Below are 17,379 nucleotides of genomic sequence, written 5' to 3'. Positions count from 1 at the left end.
CGCCCCGACCTGGCCCGCCCCGACCTGGCCCACCTCTTCCGGACCCGCACGGTCCCCGAGGAGCTCGTCGAGCACTACGAGGCCGCGGGCTGGTGGACCCGCGACACGCTCGGCGACCTCCTGGTGCGCGGATTGCGCGCCGCGCCGGACGCGGAGTTCCGCATCCACTCGTCCGTCCGGCCCTGGTCGGGCACCTTCCGCGACGTCGAGCTGGTCGCCCGCCGGCTGGCGGGCGGGCTCCGCGCGCGCGGCGTCGGACCGGGCGACGCGGTCGCCTTCCAGCTCCCGAACTGGATGGAGGCCGCCGCGGTCTTCTGGGCGTCGGCGTTCCTCGGCGCCGCCGTGGTGCCGATCGTGCACTTCTACGGCCGCAAGGAGGTCGGCCACATCCTCGACTCCGTCCGGCCGCGCGTGTTCGTCGGGGCCGAGCGGTTCGGGCGCCTGGAGTTCCAGGACGACCTGTGCGCGGACGTCCCGGTCGTCGGGGTCGTCGGCCGCGACTTCGACGACCTGCTCGCCGCCGAGCCGCTGGCCGACCCGCTGCCGGGGACCGCGGGCGGCACCGACCCGGACGCGCCCGCGCTGATCGCCTTCACGTCCGGCACCACGCGCGACCCGAAGGGCGTCGTGCACAGCCACCGGACGCTCGGCTGCGAGGCGCGCCAGCTCGCCGGCGACCTCTACCCGCCCGACCGCGGGCGGCAGCTCACCGCGGCGCCCGTCGGCCACTTCATCGGCATGGTGAACGCCGTCCTGATCCCCGTGCTGGACGGCACGCCGGTCAACCTCGCCGACGTGTGGGACCCCGGTGAGGCGCTGCGGCTGATGAAGGAGGACGGGCTGACCGTCGGGGGCGGCGCGACGTACTTCGTGACGAGCCTCCTCGACCACCCGGACTTCACGCCGGGCCACCTCGCGCACATGAGGTACGCCGGACTCGGCGGCTCGTCCGTCCCGGCGGCGGTCACCACCCGGCTCGCGGACCTCGGCATCACGGTGTTCCGCTCCTACGGCAGCACCGAGCACCCGTCGATCACCGGTTCCCGGCACACCGCGCCGGAGGCCAAGCGGCTGTTCACCGACGGCGACGCCCTGCCCGGCGTGGAGATCCGGCTGGCCGCCGACGGCGAGATCCTCAGCCGCGGGCCCGACCTGTGCGTCGGCTACACCGACCCGGAGCTCACCGCGGCGGCCTTCGACGACGAGGGCTGGTACCGGACGGGCGACGTCGGCGAGCTCGACGCCGACGGCTACCTCACGATCACCGACCGCAAGGCGGACGTCATCATCCGCGGCGGCGAGAACATCAGCGCGCCCGAGATCGAGGACCTGCTGCTCGGCATGCCGGGCGTCGCCGAGGCCGCGGTCGTCTCCGCGCCCGACGCGCGGCTCGGCGAGCACGCCGCGGCGTTCGTCCGGCCGCGTCCGGGGGAGCGCGCGCCGACTCTGGAGGAGATCCGGGCGCACCTGGAGAAGGCCGGGCTGGCCAGGCAGAAGTGGCCGGAGGAGGTGCGCGGGGTCGCGGACTTCCCGCGGACCGCCAGCGGCAAGATCCAGAAGTTCGTTCTCCGCAGAGACATTGCGACCCATGAGTAGTGAGAATACTATTCTCACCAACCGCAAAGGAGGATCTCCCATGCCGTCTCGCGAGCTGCCCTATCCCCTCTTCGACGCGGACAACCACCTGTACGAGACCAAGGAGGCGCTGACCAAGTACCTCCCCGAGCCCTACAAGGGCGTCATCGAGTACGTGGACGTGCGCGGCCGCACCAAGATCGCCGTCCGCGGCCAGATCAGCGACTACATCCCGAACCCCACGTTCGACGTGGTCGCGCGCCCGGGAGCGATGGAGGACTACTTCCGCAACGGCAACCCCGAGGGCAAGAGCAAGCGCGAGATCTTCGGGGAGCCGATGCGCTCCGTCCCCGCCTTCCGCGAGCCGGCGCCGCGCCTGGAGCTCATGGACGAACTGGGCATCCAGCGCACCCTGATGTTCCCGACGCTCGCCAGCCTCATCGAGGAGCGGATGCGCGACGACCCGGAGCTCATCCACGTGGTCGTCCACTCGCTCAACCGGTGGCTGGACGAGACCTGGTCGTTCAACTACAAGGACCGCATCTTCACCACGCCCGTCATCAGCCTGCCGATCGTCGAGAAGGCGATCGAGGAGCTGGACTGGTGCCTGGAGCGCGGCGCGAAGACCGTCCTGATCCGTCCGGCGCCGGTGCCCGGCTTCCGCGGGCCGCGCTCGTTCGCCCTGCCGGAGTTCGACCCGTTCTGGAAGCGGGTGCAGGAGGAGGGCGTGCTCGTCGGCATGCACTCGTCCGACAGCGGCTACAGCCGGTACGCCAACGACTGGGAGGGCCACGGCGCGGAGATGCTGCCCTTCAAGACGAACGCGTTCCGGATGCTCAACGAGTGGCGTCCGGTCACCGACGCGGTCGGCTCGATGGCCTGCCACGGGCTGCTGTCCCGGTTCCCCGAGCTGAAGATCGCCGTCATCGAGAACGGCTCGTCCTGGGTGGAGCCGCTGCTGGACAACCTGGCCGACGTCCGCAAGAAGGCCCCGGAGGCGTTCACCGAGGACCCGGTCGAGGCCGTCAAGCGCAACGTCCACGTCAGCCCCTTCTGGGAGGAGGACATGGCCGAGCTCGCCGACCTGATCGGCGTCGACAAGGTGCTGTTCGGCTCGGACTACCCCCACCCCGAGGGCCTGGCCGACCCGGTTACCTACGTCGACGCGCTCGACAAGGACCGGCTGTCGGAGGCCGACCAGGCCAAGATCATGGGCGGCAACCTCGCCCGCCTGCTGTCGGTCTGACCATGGCGTGGGAGACCATCCCGCGGCTCGTGCGCGGTGCCGGCGACCGCTTCAGGGACGCCGAGGCGGTCGTCGACGGGCCGCTGCGGCTCACGTTCGCCGAGCTGGCGGAGCGCGTCCGGACGGCCGCGGGCGCGTTCCGCGCGCAGGGCGTCGGCAAGGGCGACCGGGTCGCGGTCTGGGCGCCGAACTCCGCCGAGTGGATCATCGCGGCGTTCGGCCTGGTGACCGCCGGCGGAGTGCTGGTCCCGGTCAACACCCGCTTCCGGGCGGAGGAGGCCGCCGACGTCGTCCGGCGGAGCGGCGCCAAGGCGGTCCTCGTCCAGCAGGGGTTCCTCGGCCGGGAGTACACGGCGCCGGACGGCGTGCCGGTGATCGACCTGAAGTCGGACTTCCTCGCGAGCGGGTCGCCGTTCGAGGAGGACGTCCGCCGCGACGACATCGCCGACATCATCTACACCTCGGGCACGACCGGCCGGCCCAAGGGCGTCATGATGGACCACGGGCAGACGCTCCGGCTGTACGCCGAGTGGTGCGACCTCGCCGACCTGCGGGAAGGCGACCGCTACCTCATCGTCAACCCGTTCTTCCACACGTTCGGGTACAAGGCGGGCTGCATCGCGTCGCTGATCCGCGGCGCGACGATCCTGCCCGTCCCGGTGTTCGACGTGGACCGGGTCCTCGAACTGGTCGAGCGCGAGCGGGTGACGATGCTGCCGGGCCCGCCCACGCTCTACCACTCGCTGCTGGAGGCCAAGGGCGACCGCGACCTGTCGTCCCTGCGCGCCGCCGTGACGGGCGCCGCCGACATCCCGGTCGAGCTGATCCGCCGGGTCCGCGGCGAACTGCCCTTCCAGTCGATCATGACGGGCTACGGGCTGACCGAGGCGGGGACGGCCACCGCGTCCCGGCCGGGCGACTCGTTCGAGGACATCGCGACGACCGTCGGCACCCCCTGCGACGGCGTCGAGGTGCGCATCGCCGACGACGGCGAGGTGCTCGTCCGCGGGTACAGCGTCATGCGCGGCTACTTCGACGACCCGGAGGCCACCGCGGCGGCGATCGACGCCGACGGCTGGCTGCGCACCGGCGACCTCGGCACGGTCGACGACCGGGGGTACGTGCGGATCGTCGGCCGCAAGAAGGACATGTTCATCGTCGGCGGCTTCAACGCCTACCCGGCCGAGATCGAGGGGTTCCTGCTGGAGCATCCGGCGGTCGCGCAGGCCGCCGTGATCGGGGTGCCCGACGAGCGGATGGGGCAGGTCGGCAAAGCCTTCGTCGTCCGCCGCGGCGACCTCGCCGCGGACGAGCTGGTCGCCTGGAGCCGCGAGCGGATGGCCGGCTACAAGGTGCCGAAGCACGTCGTCTTCCGCGACGAGCTGCCGCTCAACGCCACCGGGAAGGTCATGAAGGACCGGCTCGAATGACGCACCCCCACGGTTCCCGGGCGCGGCCCCGCGCCCGGCCGATCCGGCGGCGCATCGCGCTGCTGCTCGCGGTCCCCCTGGCGTCGCTGCTGGCGCTGTGGGCGTTCGCCGCGACGACGACGCTGTCGGACGCGCGGCAGCGGCTCACCTTCGCCACGGTGCGCGACCGGGCGGGCGAGCCCGCCGGGCTGCTGACCCAGGCGCTGCAGGGCGAGCGGTCGGCCGCGGTCGGGCTCCTCGCGGACGGCGCGGCGGGCGCGGGCGAGTTCCGCGACCGGGTGGCGGCCACCGACGCGGCGGTGGCCGCCTTCCAGAGGATGGCGCGCTCGCCCGACCTGCGGGAGTCCGAGGGGATGCTGCCCCGGCGGCTGCGGACCATCAGCGGCTCGTTCGACGGCCTGCGGGAGCTGCGCGACCGCATCGAGGCCGGCTCGATCACCCCGCTGGAGGTGATCGACGGGTACAGCGCGGTCGTGGACGACGCCATGCGGCTGGTCGCGGCGCTCGCGAGCATCGGCGAGGTGTCGATCTACCAGCACAGCAACGCGCTGCTCCAGGCGTACTGGGCGCTGGACTTCATGCTGCGCGAGGACGCGCTCCTGCGGGGCGTCCACGCCGGGGACGGGCGGATGGGCGGCGCCGAGCGCACCGCGTTCGCGGGCTGGGCGGCCGAGGGCCGGCTGCTGTTGAGCTGGAGAAGCTGTTCCGGCTCGACCACCTCACCACCCGCATGCGGCGGCACGCCGAGGGCCTGGTGATCCTGTCCGGTTCGCCGACCGTGCGGGCGTGGGACCAGCCGGTGGACGCCGAGGACGTGGCCCGCGCCGCCGTCGCGGAGGTCGAGGACTACACGCGGGTCGAGGTGGCCGCCGTGTCGTCGGGCGCGGTCCGCGGCGCCGTCGTCGCCGACGTCATCCACCTGCTGGCCGAGCTGATCGAGAACGCCACCGGGTACTCGCCGCCGGCCACCGAGGTGACCGTGAGGATCGAGCGGGTCGCGAACGGGCTGGCGGTGGAGGTGGTCGACCGCGGCGTCGGCCTGCACCCCGACGAGCTGGCCGAGCTGAACCGGCGGCTGGCCGAAGCGGTCGAGTTCGACCTGGCCGACGACACCGACCGGCTCGGCCTCTTCGTGGTGTCCCGGCTGGCCGCGCGGCACGGCGTCAAGGTCGTCCTGCAGCCGTCCCCGTACGGGGGCACGACGGCGGTCGTGCTGCTGCCGAACGAGCTGCTCGCCGCGGGAGCCGGGGACGTCCCGGCGGCGGGCCCGCCGCCCGTGGAGGCGCCGCACCGGTCCGGGCGGCGGCTGGACCGCCCGGACCGTCCCGCCGCCACGGCCGCGCCCGTCCCCGCCGCCGCGTCACCGCCCCGGCAAAAGGCGCCGCCCCGGCAGGAGGCGGCGCCGCTGGGAGCCCCCGCGGGGGAGCGGCCGCCCGGGGGCGCCGTCCCGGGCGAGGCGGAGCCGAGCGAGCGGACCGGGCTGCTGCCGAAGCGGGTCCGGCAGCGGAACCTGGCCCCGCAGCTGCGCGGACGGCCGCAGGGGCGGCACGCGGCGGGCGCGGGGGCGCCCGGAGCGGCGGGGGAGCCCGCCGACGACGAGCCGGATCCCGAGGCCGGCCGCGCGCTGATGGCGTCCCTCCAGGCCGGCTGGATGCGCGGCCGCGAAGAGGACGAACCGGACGACCCCGACGATCCGACCGACGACGACGGCCCCGGCGGGCGGGTGTGAGCCGGGGCCGGTGACCTCGCCCGCCTTCGAGGCCCCGCCGCGCGCCCCGTCCGGCGAACCGGACGGCGTCCCGCTGCACACGCCGAAGATCCTGGTGGCGGGCGGGTTCGGCGCCGGCACGACCACGCTCGTCGGCGCGGTCGGCCAGGGTGCGCCCCTGCGCACCGAAGACCCTTACCGACGTCTCCGGCGGCGTGCGGGTGGACCTGTTCGGCATGCCCGGCCACGCGGTGCCGCTCCTCACGTGCGCGAGCCACGTCCGACCATCGGATTCTCGGTAACGGTATTGGCATTCTCATTTTCTGGAAGTAACGTATCCGTCGATGAACGACATCGTGCAGACCTCGTCCGGCATCCCGCTCCGCCCGGTCTACGGACCGGCGGACCGGGCCGCCGATCCGCCGGCGCCGGGGGAGTTCCCCTTCACGCGCGGCAACTACCCGTCCGGGTACCGCGGGCGGCTGTGGACGTTCCGGCAGTACTCGGGCTTCGGGACGGCGGAGGAGTCCAACCGCCGCTACCGGTACCTGCTGGACCAGGGCGGCACCGGGCTGTCGGTGGCGCTCGACCTGCCGACGCAGTGCGGCCACGACTCCGACGACCCCGAGGTGAGCGAGGAGGTCGGGCGGGTCGGCGTCGCCGTCGACACCCTGGCCGACGCCGAGATCCTGTTCGACGGCATCCCGCTCGACAAGATCAGCACCAGCTTCACCATCAACGGGACCGCCGCGATCCTGCTGGCCTTCTACGTGGCCGCCGCCGAGCGCAAGGGCGTGCCCCGGGAGAAGCTCACCGGGACGATCCAGAACGACATCCTCAAGGAGTACGCGTCCCGCGGCACCTGGATCTGGCCGCCCGAGCCGTCGCTGCGGCTGATCGCCGACACCATCGAGTTCTGCGCGGCCGAGGTGCCGAAGTTCAACGCGATCTCGGTGGCGGGCGCGCACTTCCGCGACGCCGGCGCGAACGCCGTCCAGGAGATGGCGTTCACGCTCGCGGACGGGGTCACCTACTGCGACACCGTGCTGGAGCGCGGCCGGATGTCGATCGAGAAGTTCGCCCCGCAGATCTCGTTCTTCTTCTACACGCACGGCGACTTCTTCGAGGAGATCGCCAAGTACCGCGCGGGACGGCGGCGCTGGGCGACGATCGTCCGGGAGCGGTACGGCGCGACGACCGACAAGGCGTCGATGTTCCGCTTCGGCTGCGTCGCGGGCGGCGCGTCGCTGTACGCGCCGCAGGCCCGCAACAACGTCGTCCGGGTCGCCTACGAGGCGATGGCCTCGGTGCTGGGCGGCGTCCAGTCGATGTTCACCGCCGCCTGGGACGAGCCGTTCGCGCTGCCCAGCGAGGAGTCGGCGACGCTCGCGCTGCGCACCCAGCAGATCCTCGCGCACGAGACCGGCGTCACCCGCGTCGCCGACCCGCTCGGCGGCTCCTACTTCGTCGAGGCGCTCACCGACGAGACCGAGGCGCGGATCGTCGAGATCATGGACGACCTCGACCGGCACGGCGGCATGGTCCGCGCCATCGAGGACGGCTACCTGCAAGGGCTCATCGCCGACGAGGCGTACGCGCTGCACCAGGAGATCGAGGCGGGTGCGAAGCCGGTCGTCGGGGTGAACCGGTTCGTGTCCGACGAGCCGCCGCCCGAGCTCGCGACCTACGAACTGGACCGGGAGGGCCGCGAGCGGCAGCTCGAACGGCTCGCGAAGGTCAAGGCCGACCGCGACGACGCGGCCGTCCGCGCCCGGCTCGCCGACCTGTCCCGCGCGGCGGAGGGCGACGCCAACCTCATGCATCCCCTGATCGACTGCGCCGCCGCGTACTGCACGGTCGGCGAGATGGTCGCCGCGCTCAAGGCGGTGTGGGGCGAGTTCCGGCAACCGGTGGTGTTCTGATGCCCGCGAGAGTACTGGTGGCGAAGCCCGGCCTGGACGGCCACGACCGGGGCGCCAAGATCGTCGCGCGGGCGCTGCGCGACGCCGGCTTCGAGGTCGTCTTCACCGGCATCCGGCAGCGCGTCGAGGACATCGTCGCGATCGCCGTGCAGGAGGACGTCGCCGTCGTCGGGCTGAGCATCCTGTCCGGGGCGCACGTCGCGCTGACCGGCCGCACCGTCGCGGCCCTGCGGGAGGCCGACGCGTCCGACATCGCCGTCATCGTCGGCGGGACGATCCCGGCGGCGGACGTCCCCAGGCTGACCGACGCGGGCGCGGCCGCCGTCTTCCCGACCGGCACCGCCCTCGACGCCATCGTCGCGGAGGTCCGCGCGCTGACCGCGGCGCCGGCCTGACACCGGTCCACGGCCGCCTCGGCCGGACGAGCAGATTTCACAGACGTAGGAGGCATTGTGCGGGTCGGCGTGATGATCGGGCCGGAGCGGGGGGACGCGGCCAAGAAGGTCGGGCGGATGATCGACGACGTCCTGTGGGCCGAGGAGGCCGGGCTGGACACCGCCTGGATCCCGCAGGTCCCGACGGACTTCGACGCCCTGGTGGCGGCGTCCCTGATGGGCGCCCGCACCCGGCGGATCGAGCTGGGGACCGCGGTCGTCCCGCTCCAGGCGCAGCACCCGATCGCGCTGGCCCGGCAGGCGCTGTCGGCGCAGGCCGCCGCGGGCGGCCGGCTCACGCTCGGCGTCGGCCCGTCGCACCACTGGATCATCAAGGACATGCTCGGGCTGCCCTACGAGAAGCCCGCCGCGTACACCCGCGACTACCTGGACGTCCTGGACGCCGCGCTGCGCGGCCCCGGCGACGTGGACGTCGAGAACGGCACGTTCACCGTGCACAACCCGCTCGGCATCGGCCCCGTCGCGCGGATGCCGGTCATGCTCGCGGCGCTCGGCCCGGTGATGCTGCGGATCGCGGGCGAGCGCGCCGACGGCACCGTCCTGTGGCTGGCCGACGAGCGCGCGGTCGCCGAGCACGTCGCGCCCCGCATCACCAAGGCGGCCGAGGAGGCGGGACGGCCCGCGCCGCGGATCGTCGCGGGCGTCCCGGTGTGCCTGTGCGGGCCGTCCGAGGTGGACGCGGCCCGCGAGCGCGCCAACCGCATCCTCGGGGAGGCGGAGATCTCCCCGAACTACCAGCGGCTCCTGGACCACGGCGACGCGAAGGACGTCGGGGACCTGTGCGCGGCGGGCGACGAGGAGGCCATCGCGGCGCGGTTCCGGCGGTTCGCCGACGCGGGCGTCACCGACCTGTCGGTGCGGCTGCTGCCGATCGGCGAGGGCCGCGAGCAGCTGGTGGCGTCCAAGCGCCGGACCCGCGAGGTACTCGCGGGGATCGCGGCGGACCTGCGATGACCGCGGGTCCCGGGGGCGGCGCCGGGCCGCTGGCGGGGGTCCGCGTTCTGGAGGTCGGCCACATGCTGGCCGGCCCGTACGCGACGATGATGCTCGCCGACCTCGGCGCCGACGTGGTGAAGCTCGAACCGCCGGGCGGCGACATCTCCCGGCAGGTGGGCGACGCGTACTTCGCGAGCCTCAACCGGGGCAAGCGGAGCGTCCGGCTCGACCTCGGCACCGAGGCGGGGCAGGCGCGGCTGGGCGAGCTGGCCGCGGACGCGCACGCGCTGCTGGTGAACCTGAAGCCGTCGGCGATCCACAAGTACGGGCTGACGTACGAGGCGCTGCGGCGGTGGAACGAGCGGATCGTCTGCGTCGCCGTCACCGGGTTCGGCCTGGACGCCGGGGACGACCCGGCGTTCGACTACGTGATCCAGGCGGCCACCGGCATCGCGGCGCTGACCGGCGACCCGGACGGGCCGCCGACGCTGCCCGGGTACTCCTCGGCGGACAACTCGGCGGGGCTGGCGGCGGCGCTCGGCCTGCTCGCCCAGATCGTCTCGGGGCGCGGCGGGCAGGTGGAGGTGTCGCTGCGGGACGTGATGCTGTCGCAGCTCAACTACCGGGCCTCGGCGTACCTCAACGAGGGCGTCGAGCCGCGGCGGCTGGCGAACGGCGCGCACTCCTACTACGTCCCGGCGCAGCTGTTCCCGACGGCGGAGGGGCATCTGGCGCTGTTCATCACCCACGACGCGTTCTGGCGGTCGTTCTCGGCGGAGGCCGGGGTCGCGGGCTTCGCGACGATGGGGGAGCGGGCGGTGCGGCGCGAGGAGGTCCTGAAGGCGGTCACCGAGGCGCTGGCGGCCGACACGGCCGCCGGGTGGGAGGCGCGGCTGCGCCCGCTGGGCGTCCCGGCGGCGGCGGTGCGGACGCTCCCGGAGGCGCTCGCCGCGACCCCCGAGGCGGTCGTGACCGCCGGCGGCTTCCGGCTCGTCCGCTGCCCGGTCCGGGTCGCGGGCCACGCGGCGGAGCACCGGCCGCCGCCCCGGCTGGGCGAGCACGACGGGACGCTCTAACATCATGAGAATGACATTCTCTTTAGATGGACGGGAGATTCTCGATGTCGTCCCCTGATCCGCGCTCTCCGGGCACCGGAGAGCGGATCGCGCTCGTCTACGCGGACCCCGAGTCCGGCGGCGACCGCGAGTACAGCGTGGAACGCCTGGACGCCCTGGCGAACGGCCTCGCCGCCGTCCTCGCGGAACGGGGCGTGCGGGCCGGGCAGCGGGTGGCGCTCATGTCGTCCAACCGCCCCGAGTTCGTCGTCGCGGTCCGGGCCCTGTGGAAGCTCGGCGCGGCGGTCGTCCTGCTCAGCCCGGCGTGGAAGCGCACCGAGGTCGCGCACGCCCTGGAGATCACCGAGCCCGCGCACGCGGTCGGCGACCACCCGGTCCTCGCCGGGCTGATGCCGATGCTGCACCTCGACGAGCCCGTCGGGCCCGCCGCGGCCGCCTACAAGGCCCCCGACCCGGACGCCGACGCCGTCCTGGTGTTCAGCTCCGGCACGACCGGCATGCCGAAGGCCGTCCGGCACACGCACGGCTCGTTCGCCGCCGCCGTCCGGCACTGGCGGGACGCGCTCGCGCTGACCGCCCGGGACCGCATCCAGATCACGACGCCGCCCTCGCACATCCTCGGCCTGCTCAACATCGTCACCGCCCTCGACGCGGGCGCGTGGCTGCGGCTGCACCGCCGCTTCGACCTCGACCGGATGCTCCACCACATCCAGGCCGACCGCATCACCGTCGAGATGGCCGTCGCGCCCATCGCGCTGGCGCTCGCGAACCATCCCCGCCTCGAGTCCTACGACCTGTCCTCGCTCCGGTTCATCATGTGGGGCGCGACGCCGGTCACGCCGAGCGTCGCCGAGACCGTCACCCGCCGGACCGGCGTCGGCTGGGTGCCCGCCTACGGCGCCAGCGAACTGCCCGTCATCACCTGCAACCCGCTGGACGGCGCGCGGCTCGACAGCGCGGGCCGCGCCGTGCCCGGCGTGACGCTGCGGACGGTGTCGCTGGAGACCGGCGAGCCCCTCGGCCCCGGCGAGGTGGGCGAGATCCAGGCGCGCGCCGAGTCGCTGATGGCGGGCTACCTGCCGGACGGGGCGACGGCCGAGGGCTTCGCCGACGGCTGGTACCGCACCGGCGACGTCGGGCGCATCGACGCGGACGGCTGGCTGACGCTCACCGACCGGTCCAAGGAAATGATCAAGGTGCGGGGGTTCCAGGTCGCGCCCGCCGAGATCGAGGCCGTCCTGCACGGCCACCCCGGCGTCGCGGACTGCGCCGTCTTCGGCGTGCCCGACGAGGCCGACGGCGAGGCGATCGTCGCGGCCGTCGCCCCGCAGGGCCCGCCGCCCGACCCCGCGGCGCTGATCGCGTACGTCGGCGAGCGGCTCGCGGGCTACAAGCGCCCGCGCCGCGTCGCGGTCGTGCCCGAGATCCCCCGCCTGCCCTCCGGCAAGGTGCTGCGCCGAGTACTCAAGGAGCGTCATGGACGCGCGACTGACCACTGAACAGCGCGAGCTGCGGGACGCGGCCGCGCGGCTCGCCGACGACCTCGGCCCCGGATCCGTCCAGGACCTCGCCGACGCCGACCGCGCCGCCCGGCTGGAGAAGGCGGTCGCCGCGACCGGCTGGCGGACCCTGCGCTCGGACGGCGCCTCGGGCGTCGAGGTCGCGATCGTCGCCGAGGAGTTCGCCCGCGGGCTGGTCGACGTCCCGTTCGCCGGGCCCGTCCTGGCCGACGACCTGCGGCCGCACGCCGAGGTCGGCGACGCCTGCACGATCGCCGTGGACGTCGCGGCCGGCCGGGCCGCCGGGACGGTCGAGGCCGTGGACGCGGCGGGCGCCGGCCGGGCCCTCGTCGTCCGGGACGGCCGCGTCCTCGCCGGCCTCGTCGGCGCGGTGCTCCCGGAGACCGACCTGACCCGGCGCGCCGCGGAGGTCGGCGCGCTGGAACCGGCGGGCGCGCTGGACCCGGACGCCGCCGGGCGGCGGCTCGCGCTGGCGCTCGCCGTCACGTCCGCCGACCTCGTCGGGGCGGCCCGCGGCGCGCTGGCGCTCGCGGTCGGGTACGCGGGGGTCCGCGAGCAGTACGGGAAGGCGATCGGCTCCTACCAGGCCGTCGCGCACCCGCTCGCCGAGGGCCGCGCGCTGATCGAGGGGTCGGTGAGCGTCCTGCGGCACGCGGCCTGGGCCGTCGACGAGCTGACCGCGGACGAGGCGCTGCGGGCCGCCCGGATCGCGAAGGTGTACTGCGCGCGGGCCGCGCGGGCGGTCTGCGAGACGGCGGTGCAGGTGCACGGCGGCATCGGCAACACCTGGGAGTGCCTCGCGCACGTGTACCTGCGGCGGGCGCTGGCGTCCGCCGAGCTGTTCCCCGCGCGACTGGAGGAGATCGACCTTGGACTTTCGTGACTCGCCGGAGGAGGCGGCGTTCCGCGCCCGCCTGCGCGACTGGCTGGCCGAACGCGCCGGGACGTTCCCGACCTCGGGGGACGAGTACTGGCGGCGGGCGGGCGAATGGCACCGGACGCTGCACGCGGCCGGGTTCTTCGGCCTGTCGTGGCCGGAGGAGTACGGCGGCCACGAGCTGCCGCCCGTCTACGACGTGATCCTCGACGAGGAGCTCGCCCGCGCGGGCGCGCCGCCCCGGCCGAGTCTCGGCTACCTCGTGCAGGGCCTCGGCCGGCACGGGAGCGAGGAGCTGCGGCGCGCGTTCCTGCCCGGGATGATCGACGGGACCGAGCGGTGGTGCCAGGGGTTCTCCGAGCCCGGCGCCGGGTCCGACCTCGCGTCGCTCACCACCACCGCGACCCGGGACGGCGACGAGTACGTCGTCCACGGGCACAAGATCTGGACGAGCTACTCCGACGTCGCCGACTGGTGCCTGCTGCTGGCCCGCACGGATCCGGACGTCCCGCGCCACAAGGGGCTGTCGGGGTTCATCGTGTCGATGAAGCAGCCCGGCATCGAGCAGCGGCCGCTGACGATGATGAGCGGGGTCAGCACCGAGTTCGGCCAGGTGGTCTTCGACGGCGCGCGGGTGCCCGCGGACCGGATGGTGGGGGCGCCCGGCGAGGGCTGGGCGCTGGCGATGACGATCGTCGGGCACGAGCGCGAGCCCGCCGAGCTCGGCTTCTCGGCCCGGTACGGCAAGCTCGTCCGCGAGCTGGCGTCCCGGGCGGAGGGCGGGCCGGGGCCCGACCGCACGGCGCGGGACGAGCTCGCGTGGGCGGCCGTCCAGACGGAGATGCTGCGGCTGCACGTCCGGCGGCGGCTGTCGGAACGGCTCGACGGCGTCTCGCACGGCCCGGAGGGGTCCCTCGACAAGCTGCTCATGACGTGGGCCGAGCAGTCGGTGGGGCACGCGGCGCTGGCCGTCGCCGGCACCCGCGACGCCGAGATGCTGCACGCCTACCTGTACAGCCGCGCCCAGAGCGTCATGGGCGGCACGTCGCAGATCCAGAAGAACATCATCGCCCAGCGCATCCTGCGCCTGCCCTCCTGACCCGCCCCCCCGGGCCGGCCCGACTGAAGCCGAGGAGCCACATGTACGACATGCCGGACGAAATCGAGGTCACCGCCGACGGCCCGGTGCGGATCATCACGCTGAACCGCCCGGACGCGCTCAACGCCGTCAACGACCCGCTGCACGCGGGGCTGGCGCGGCTGTGGCCGCGGCTCGCCGCGGACCGCGACGCCCGCGCGGCCGTGCTGACCGGGCGCGGCAGGGCGTTCTCGGCGGGCGGCGACTTCGCCTACCTGGAGGAGCTGCGCGGCGACCCCGGGCTGCGCGCCAAGTCGCTCGCGGACGGCCGCGACATCGTCCTCGGCATGGCGCGCTGCCGGGTGCCGGTGGTCGCGGCGGTCAACGGCCCGGCCGTGGGGCTCGGGTGCAGCCTGGTCGCGCTCAGCGACATCGTCTACTTCGCCGAGCGGGCGCACCTCGCCGACCCGCACGTGCAGGTCGGCCTGGTCGCGGCGGACGGCGGCCCGCTGACGTGGCCGCTGCACACCAGCCTGCTGTTCGCCAAGGAGTACGCGATCACCGGAGCGCGCATCCCCGCGCGGCGGGCGCTGGAGATGGGGCTCGCGAACCACGTGGTGGAGGACCCGCTCACCGAGGCGCTGGCGTGCGCGAAGCGGATCGCCGGCCTGCCGCGGCTGGCGGTGGAGAGCACCAAGCGCATCCTGAACATCCAGCTCGAGCGGACCGTGCTGGCGACCCTCGACTTCGCGCTGAACGCCGAGGACCAGTCGTTCCAGACGGACGACTTCGCGGCGAGCATGGCGCGGCTCGCGAAGAGCGCGGACTAGCGGGAGGACGGTGAAGGCCCCGGGAGCAGGGCTCCCGGGGCCTCCCGGCGGGCTCACTTCGGGGGGAACCGGAGGGCGCCGTCGAGCCGGATGACCTCGCCGTTGAGGTAGTCGTTCTCGCAGATGTGCTCGACGAGCGCCGCGTACTCCGGGCTCTGCCCCATGCGGCGCGGGTGCGGGACCTGCGGTCCCCAGTACGCCTCGAGCTTGTCGCCGGCCTTGCCGTACGCGGGGGTGTTGAAGGTGCCGGGCGCGATGGTGACCACGCGGATGCCGAGGGGGGACAGGTCGCGGGCGGCGACGAGCGTCATGCCGACCACCCCGCCCTTGGCGGCCGCGTACGGCAGCTGCCCGATCTGCCCCTCGAACGCGGCGATCGACGCGGTGTTGACGATGACGCCGCGCGAGCCGTCCGCGTCGTCCCGGCGGCCCATCGCGGCGGCGGCGAGCCGCATCACGTTGAACACGCCGGTGAGGTACACGTCGACGGTCTTCCGGAAGCCCGCGAGGTCGAGGGGCGCACCGTCGCGACCCACCAGCCGCCCGCCGGTCGCCGGGCCGCCGTGGCAGTCGACGGAGACGCGCAGCGGGGCGGCGTCCGCGGCGGCGGCGACCGCGGCCTCGACGTCGGCCTCCTCGGTGGCGTCGGTCCGCACGTACCGGACGCCCAGCTCGGCCTCCAGGGCCTTGCCCTTCTCGTCGGCGAGGTCGGCGACGACGACCTTCGCGCCGGCCGCGTGCAGCCGGCGCACGGTCGCCTCGCCGAGGCCGCCCGCCCCGCCGACCACGACCGCGGAGCTCCCGCTGATCTGCATCGGTGTCCCCTCTCTTGCTAATACGGATCTACCTGAGCGAGAATAGCATTCTCATGAACATTGCGATGATCCTCGAAATGGCGGTCTCGGCGGGTGATCGGGTGGCCGTGTCGGCGGGCGACGGGGCGGCGGGCGGCCGCTCCTGCACCGCCTCCGAGCTCCTGCGCCTCGCCCGTTCCGCGGCGCATCGGTTCCGGGAGTACCCGGCGGTCCTCTACCTGGGCACCAACCACCTCGCCTACCCCGTCGCGCTGTTCGGCGCGGCGATCGCGGGCGTCCCGTTCGTCCCCCTCAACTACCGGCTCGGCGGGGAGCAGCTCGGCGCGCTGCGCGACCGGCACCCCGGCGCCCTCGTGCTGGGCCCCGGCGACCTCGACCGCCTCCTCGACGCGGCGGACCCGCCCGCTGGCGGAGACCCCGGGGAGCTGCCGGACGGCGACGAGGTCGCCGTCCTGCTCTACACCAGCGGGACGACCTCGGCGCCGAAGTCGGCGGTCCTGCGGCACCGGCACCTGCTGGCCTACGTGATGAACACCCTCGAGTTCGCGTCCGCCGGGGAGGAGGACGCGGCGCTCGTCGCCGTCCCGCCGTACCACATCGCCGGGCTGGCCAACCTGCTCACCAACATCTACACCGGCCGCCGCGTCGTCTACCTGGCGCGGTTCGACCCGGCCGAGTGGCTCGCGACCGTCCGGCGCGAAGGCGTCACGCACGCCCTCGTCGTCCCGACGATGCTCGCCCGGATCGTCGCCGAGGCCGACGGCGACGACGCCGGGGCGCCGACGCTGCGCACCCTCGCCTACGGGGGCGCGCGCACACCGCGGCCCGTGCTCGAACGGGCCCTGCGGATCTTCTCCGGCACCGGGTTCGTCAACGCCTACGGGCTGACGGAGACGGCGTCCTCGGTCGCGGTCCTCGGGCCGAACGACCACCGCAAGGCGCTCGCGTCCGCCGACCCCGCGGTGCGGGCCCGGCTGGAGTCGGTCGGCCGGGCCGTCCCGGGCGTGGAGTTCCAGGTCCGCCGCGACGACGGGACGCCCGCGGCGCCCGGCGAGACCGGGCTGGTGTTCGTCCGCGGCGACCAGATCTCCGGCGAGTACGGCGGCGGCACGGTGCTGGACGCCGACGGCTGGTTCGCCACCCGCGACCGGGGCCGGCTCGACGGCGGCGGCTACCTGTTCATCGAGGGCCGCGCCGACGACACCATCATCCGGGGCGGCGAGAACATCGCCCCCGCCGAGATCGAGGACGTCCTGCTCGGCCACCCGGGGATCACCGAGGCCGCCGTCGTCGGCCCGCCCGACCCCGAGTGGGGGCAGCGGATCGTCGCGGTCGTCGTCGGCGAGGGCGACCCCGAGGAGATCAGGCGGTGGGCGAGGGAGCGGCTGCGCTCGTCCAAGACGCCCGACGCGATCGTCTTCCGCGCGGAACTGCCGAAGACCGACACCGGAAAGATCCTCCGCCGCACCCTGCTGGCCGACCTGGAGTCCGCCCATGCCTGAGACCGCCCCCGAAGCCGTCATCGTGTCCGCGCTGCGCACCCCCATCGGCACCGCGTTCAAGGGGACCCTGCGCGACACCACCGCCTTCGACCTGGCCCACCACGTCGTCTCCCGCGCGGCGTCCGGCCTGGCCCCCGACCTCATCGACGACGTGATCCTCGCCGAGGGCCTGTACGGGGGCGGCGTCGTGGCCCGGCACGCGGCGCTGACCGCCGGGCTCACCGGCGTCCCCGGCCTCGCCCAGAACCGGCACTGCGCCGCCGGGCAGGCCGCCGTGCAGAGCGCCGCCGCGGGCATCCGCGCCGGGATGGACGACCTGGTCGTCGCGGGCGGCGTGAACTCGGCGTCCACCGCCCCGAAGTCGTCGTTCCGGGTGGACGGCGAGTGGACCGACTGGTTCCCGCCCACC

At 74.3% G+C, this 17,379-nt stretch carries 16 protein-coding genes; 15 read left to right on the top strand and 1 reads right to left on the bottom strand.

The window, feature by feature from the left end:
- The 13 genes from DMH08_RS32215 to DMH08_RS32155 form a co-directional block, all read left to right on the top strand.
- A partial coding sequence (locus DMH08_RS32215) for an AMP-binding protein (RefSeq protein ID WP_199748108.1) occupies positions 1-1,596 on the top strand: 1,596 nt, incomplete at its 5' end.
- A 40-nt stretch (positions 1,597-1,636) separates the two neighbouring features.
- Positions 1,637-2,821, top strand: a complete 1,185-nt coding sequence (locus DMH08_RS32210; protein ID WP_026401974.1) for an amidohydrolase family protein — start codon at positions 1,637-1,639, stop codon at positions 2,819-2,821.
- Between the two features lie 2 nt (positions 2,822-2,823).
- A complete protein-coding gene (locus DMH08_RS32205; protein WP_125619760.1) occupies positions 2,824-4,251 on the top strand; it encodes a FadD3 family acyl-CoA ligase in 1,428 nt (475 codons plus the stop codon).
- Entirely contained in the window at positions 4,248-5,009 is a 762-nt protein-coding gene (locus DMH08_RS32200) for a nitrate- and nitrite sensing domain-containing protein (RefSeq protein ID WP_125619758.1), read from the top strand. Before DMH08_RS32205 ends, DMH08_RS32200 begins: the two co-directional genes overlap by 4 nt.
- Positions 4,982-5,980, top strand: a complete 999-nt coding sequence (locus tag DMH08_RS32195; RefSeq protein ID WP_125619756.1) for a sensor histidine kinase — start codon at positions 4,982-4,984, stop codon at positions 5,978-5,980. The genes DMH08_RS32200 and DMH08_RS32195 overlap by 28 nt, the downstream gene beginning before the upstream one ends.
- Positions 5,981-6,303: 323 nt before the next feature.
- Positions 6,304-7,881: a methylmalonyl-CoA mutase family protein gene (locus DMH08_RS32190; RefSeq protein ID WP_125619754.1), complete on the top strand. Its 1,578-nt coding sequence runs from the start codon at positions 6,304-6,306 to the stop codon at positions 7,879-7,881.
- Entirely contained in the window at positions 7,881-8,276 is a 396-nt protein-coding gene (locus DMH08_RS32185; RefSeq protein WP_026401977.1) for a cobalamin-dependent protein, read from the top strand. The genes DMH08_RS32190 and DMH08_RS32185 overlap by 1 nt, the downstream gene beginning before the upstream one ends.
- 57 nt (positions 8,277-8,333) lie before the next feature.
- Positions 8,334-9,290, top strand: a complete 957-nt coding sequence (locus DMH08_RS32180) for an LLM class F420-dependent oxidoreductase (RefSeq protein WP_026401978.1) — start codon at positions 8,334-8,336, stop codon at positions 9,288-9,290.
- Positions 9,287-10,348 (top strand): CaiB/BaiF CoA transferase family protein, encoded by a 1,062-nt coding sequence (locus tag DMH08_RS32175; RefSeq protein ID WP_125619752.1) that lies wholly within the window; start codon positions 9,287-9,289, stop codon positions 10,346-10,348. The genes DMH08_RS32180 and DMH08_RS32175 overlap by 4 nt, the downstream gene beginning before the upstream one ends.
- A gap of 26 nt (positions 10,349-10,374) precedes the next feature.
- Positions 10,375-11,847: a class I adenylate-forming enzyme family protein gene (locus DMH08_RS32170; RefSeq protein ID WP_199748107.1), complete on the top strand. Its 1,473-nt coding sequence runs from the start codon at positions 10,375-10,377 to the stop codon at positions 11,845-11,847.
- Positions 11,825-12,751, top strand: coding sequence for an acyl-CoA dehydrogenase family protein (locus tag DMH08_RS32165; RefSeq protein ID WP_125619750.1), 927 nt, complete (start codon positions 11,825-11,827; stop codon positions 12,749-12,751). The genes DMH08_RS32170 and DMH08_RS32165 overlap by 23 nt, the downstream gene beginning before the upstream one ends.
- Complete coding sequence (locus tag DMH08_RS32160) at positions 12,738-13,844, top strand: acyl-CoA dehydrogenase family protein (protein WP_125619749.1); 1,107 nt, start codon at positions 12,738-12,740, stop codon at positions 13,842-13,844. Before DMH08_RS32165 ends, DMH08_RS32160 begins: the two co-directional genes overlap by 14 nt.
- A 41-nt stretch (positions 13,845-13,885) precedes the next feature.
- Positions 13,886-14,653 (top strand): enoyl-CoA hydratase/isomerase family protein, encoded by a 768-nt coding sequence (locus DMH08_RS32155; protein ID WP_026401982.1) that lies wholly within the window; start codon positions 13,886-13,888, stop codon positions 14,651-14,653.
- 53 nt (positions 14,654-14,706) lie between these two features.
- Here DMH08_RS32155 and DMH08_RS32150 read toward each other — a convergent pair whose 3' ends face one another.
- Positions 14,707-15,468 (bottom strand): SDR family NAD(P)-dependent oxidoreductase, encoded by a 762-nt coding sequence (locus tag DMH08_RS32150; RefSeq protein ID WP_125619747.1) that lies wholly within the window; start codon positions 15,466-15,468, stop codon positions 14,707-14,709.
- Between the two features lie 53 nt (positions 15,469-15,521).
- Between DMH08_RS32150 and DMH08_RS32145 the strand changes: the two genes are divergently transcribed.
- Positions 15,522-16,970 carry a class I adenylate-forming enzyme family protein gene (locus DMH08_RS32145; RefSeq protein ID WP_125619745.1) on the top strand — a complete coding sequence of 483 codons (1,449 nt, stop codon included), beginning with the start codon at positions 15,522-15,524 and terminating at the stop codon, positions 16,968-16,970.
- The coding region (locus tag DMH08_RS32140) for a beta-ketoacyl synthase N-terminal-like domain-containing protein (protein ID WP_267898585.1) at positions 16,963-17,379 on the top strand (417 nt) is incomplete at its 3' end. The genes DMH08_RS32145 and DMH08_RS32140, both read left to right, overlap by 8 nt.

Origin of the sequence: Actinomadura sp. WAC 06369 (assembly GCF_003947565.1) — a bacterium.
Classification (GTDB): Bacteria; Actinomycetota; Actinomycetes; order Streptosporangiales; family Streptosporangiaceae; genus Spirillospora; species Spirillospora rifamycini.
Note: the sequence above shows the minus strand (reverse complement) of the source record. Positions and strands in the feature narration are given on the sequence as shown.

Excerpts from the sequence above, each read along its gene's own strand:
- DMH08_RS32170 (WP_199748107.1), top strand. The coding sequence starts at position 10,375 with ATGGACGGGAGATTCTCGATGTCGTCCCCTGATCCGCGCTCTCCGGGC.
- DMH08_RS32175 (WP_125619752.1), top strand. The coding sequence starts at position 9,287 with ATGACCGCGGGTCCCGGGGGCGGCGCCGGGCCGCTGGCGGGGGTCCGC.
- DMH08_RS32205 (WP_125619760.1), top strand. The coding sequence starts at position 2,824 with ATGGCGTGGGAGACCATCCCGCGGCTCGTGCGCGGTGCCGGCGACCGC.
- DMH08_RS32150 (WP_125619747.1), bottom strand. The coding sequence starts at position 15,468 with ATGCAGATCAGCGGGAGCTCCGCGGTCGTGGTCGGCGGGGCGGGCGGC.
- DMH08_RS32200 (WP_125619758.1), top strand. The coding sequence starts at position 4,248 with ATGACGCACCCCCACGGTTCCCGGGCGCGGCCCCGCGCCCGGCCGATC.
- DMH08_RS32155 (WP_026401982.1), top strand. The coding sequence starts at position 13,886 with ATGTACGACATGCCGGACGAAATCGAGGTCACCGCCGACGGCCCGGTG.
- DMH08_RS32185 (WP_026401977.1), top strand. The coding sequence starts at position 7,881 with ATGCCCGCGAGAGTACTGGTGGCGAAGCCCGGCCTGGACGGCCACGAC.
- DMH08_RS32190 (WP_125619754.1), top strand. The coding sequence starts at position 6,304 with ATGAACGACATCGTGCAGACCTCGTCCGGCATCCCGCTCCGCCCGGTC.
- DMH08_RS32195 (WP_125619756.1), top strand. The coding sequence starts at position 4,982 with ATGCGGCGGCACGCCGAGGGCCTGGTGATCCTGTCCGGTTCGCCGACC.
- DMH08_RS32210 (WP_026401974.1), top strand. The coding sequence starts at position 1,637 with ATGCCGTCTCGCGAGCTGCCCTATCCCCTCTTCGACGCGGACAACCAC.
- DMH08_RS32165 (WP_125619750.1), top strand. The coding sequence starts at position 11,825 with ATGGACGCGCGACTGACCACTGAACAGCGCGAGCTGCGGGACGCGGCC.
- DMH08_RS32145 (WP_125619745.1), top strand. The coding sequence starts at position 15,522 with ATGAACATTGCGATGATCCTCGAAATGGCGGTCTCGGCGGGTGATCGG.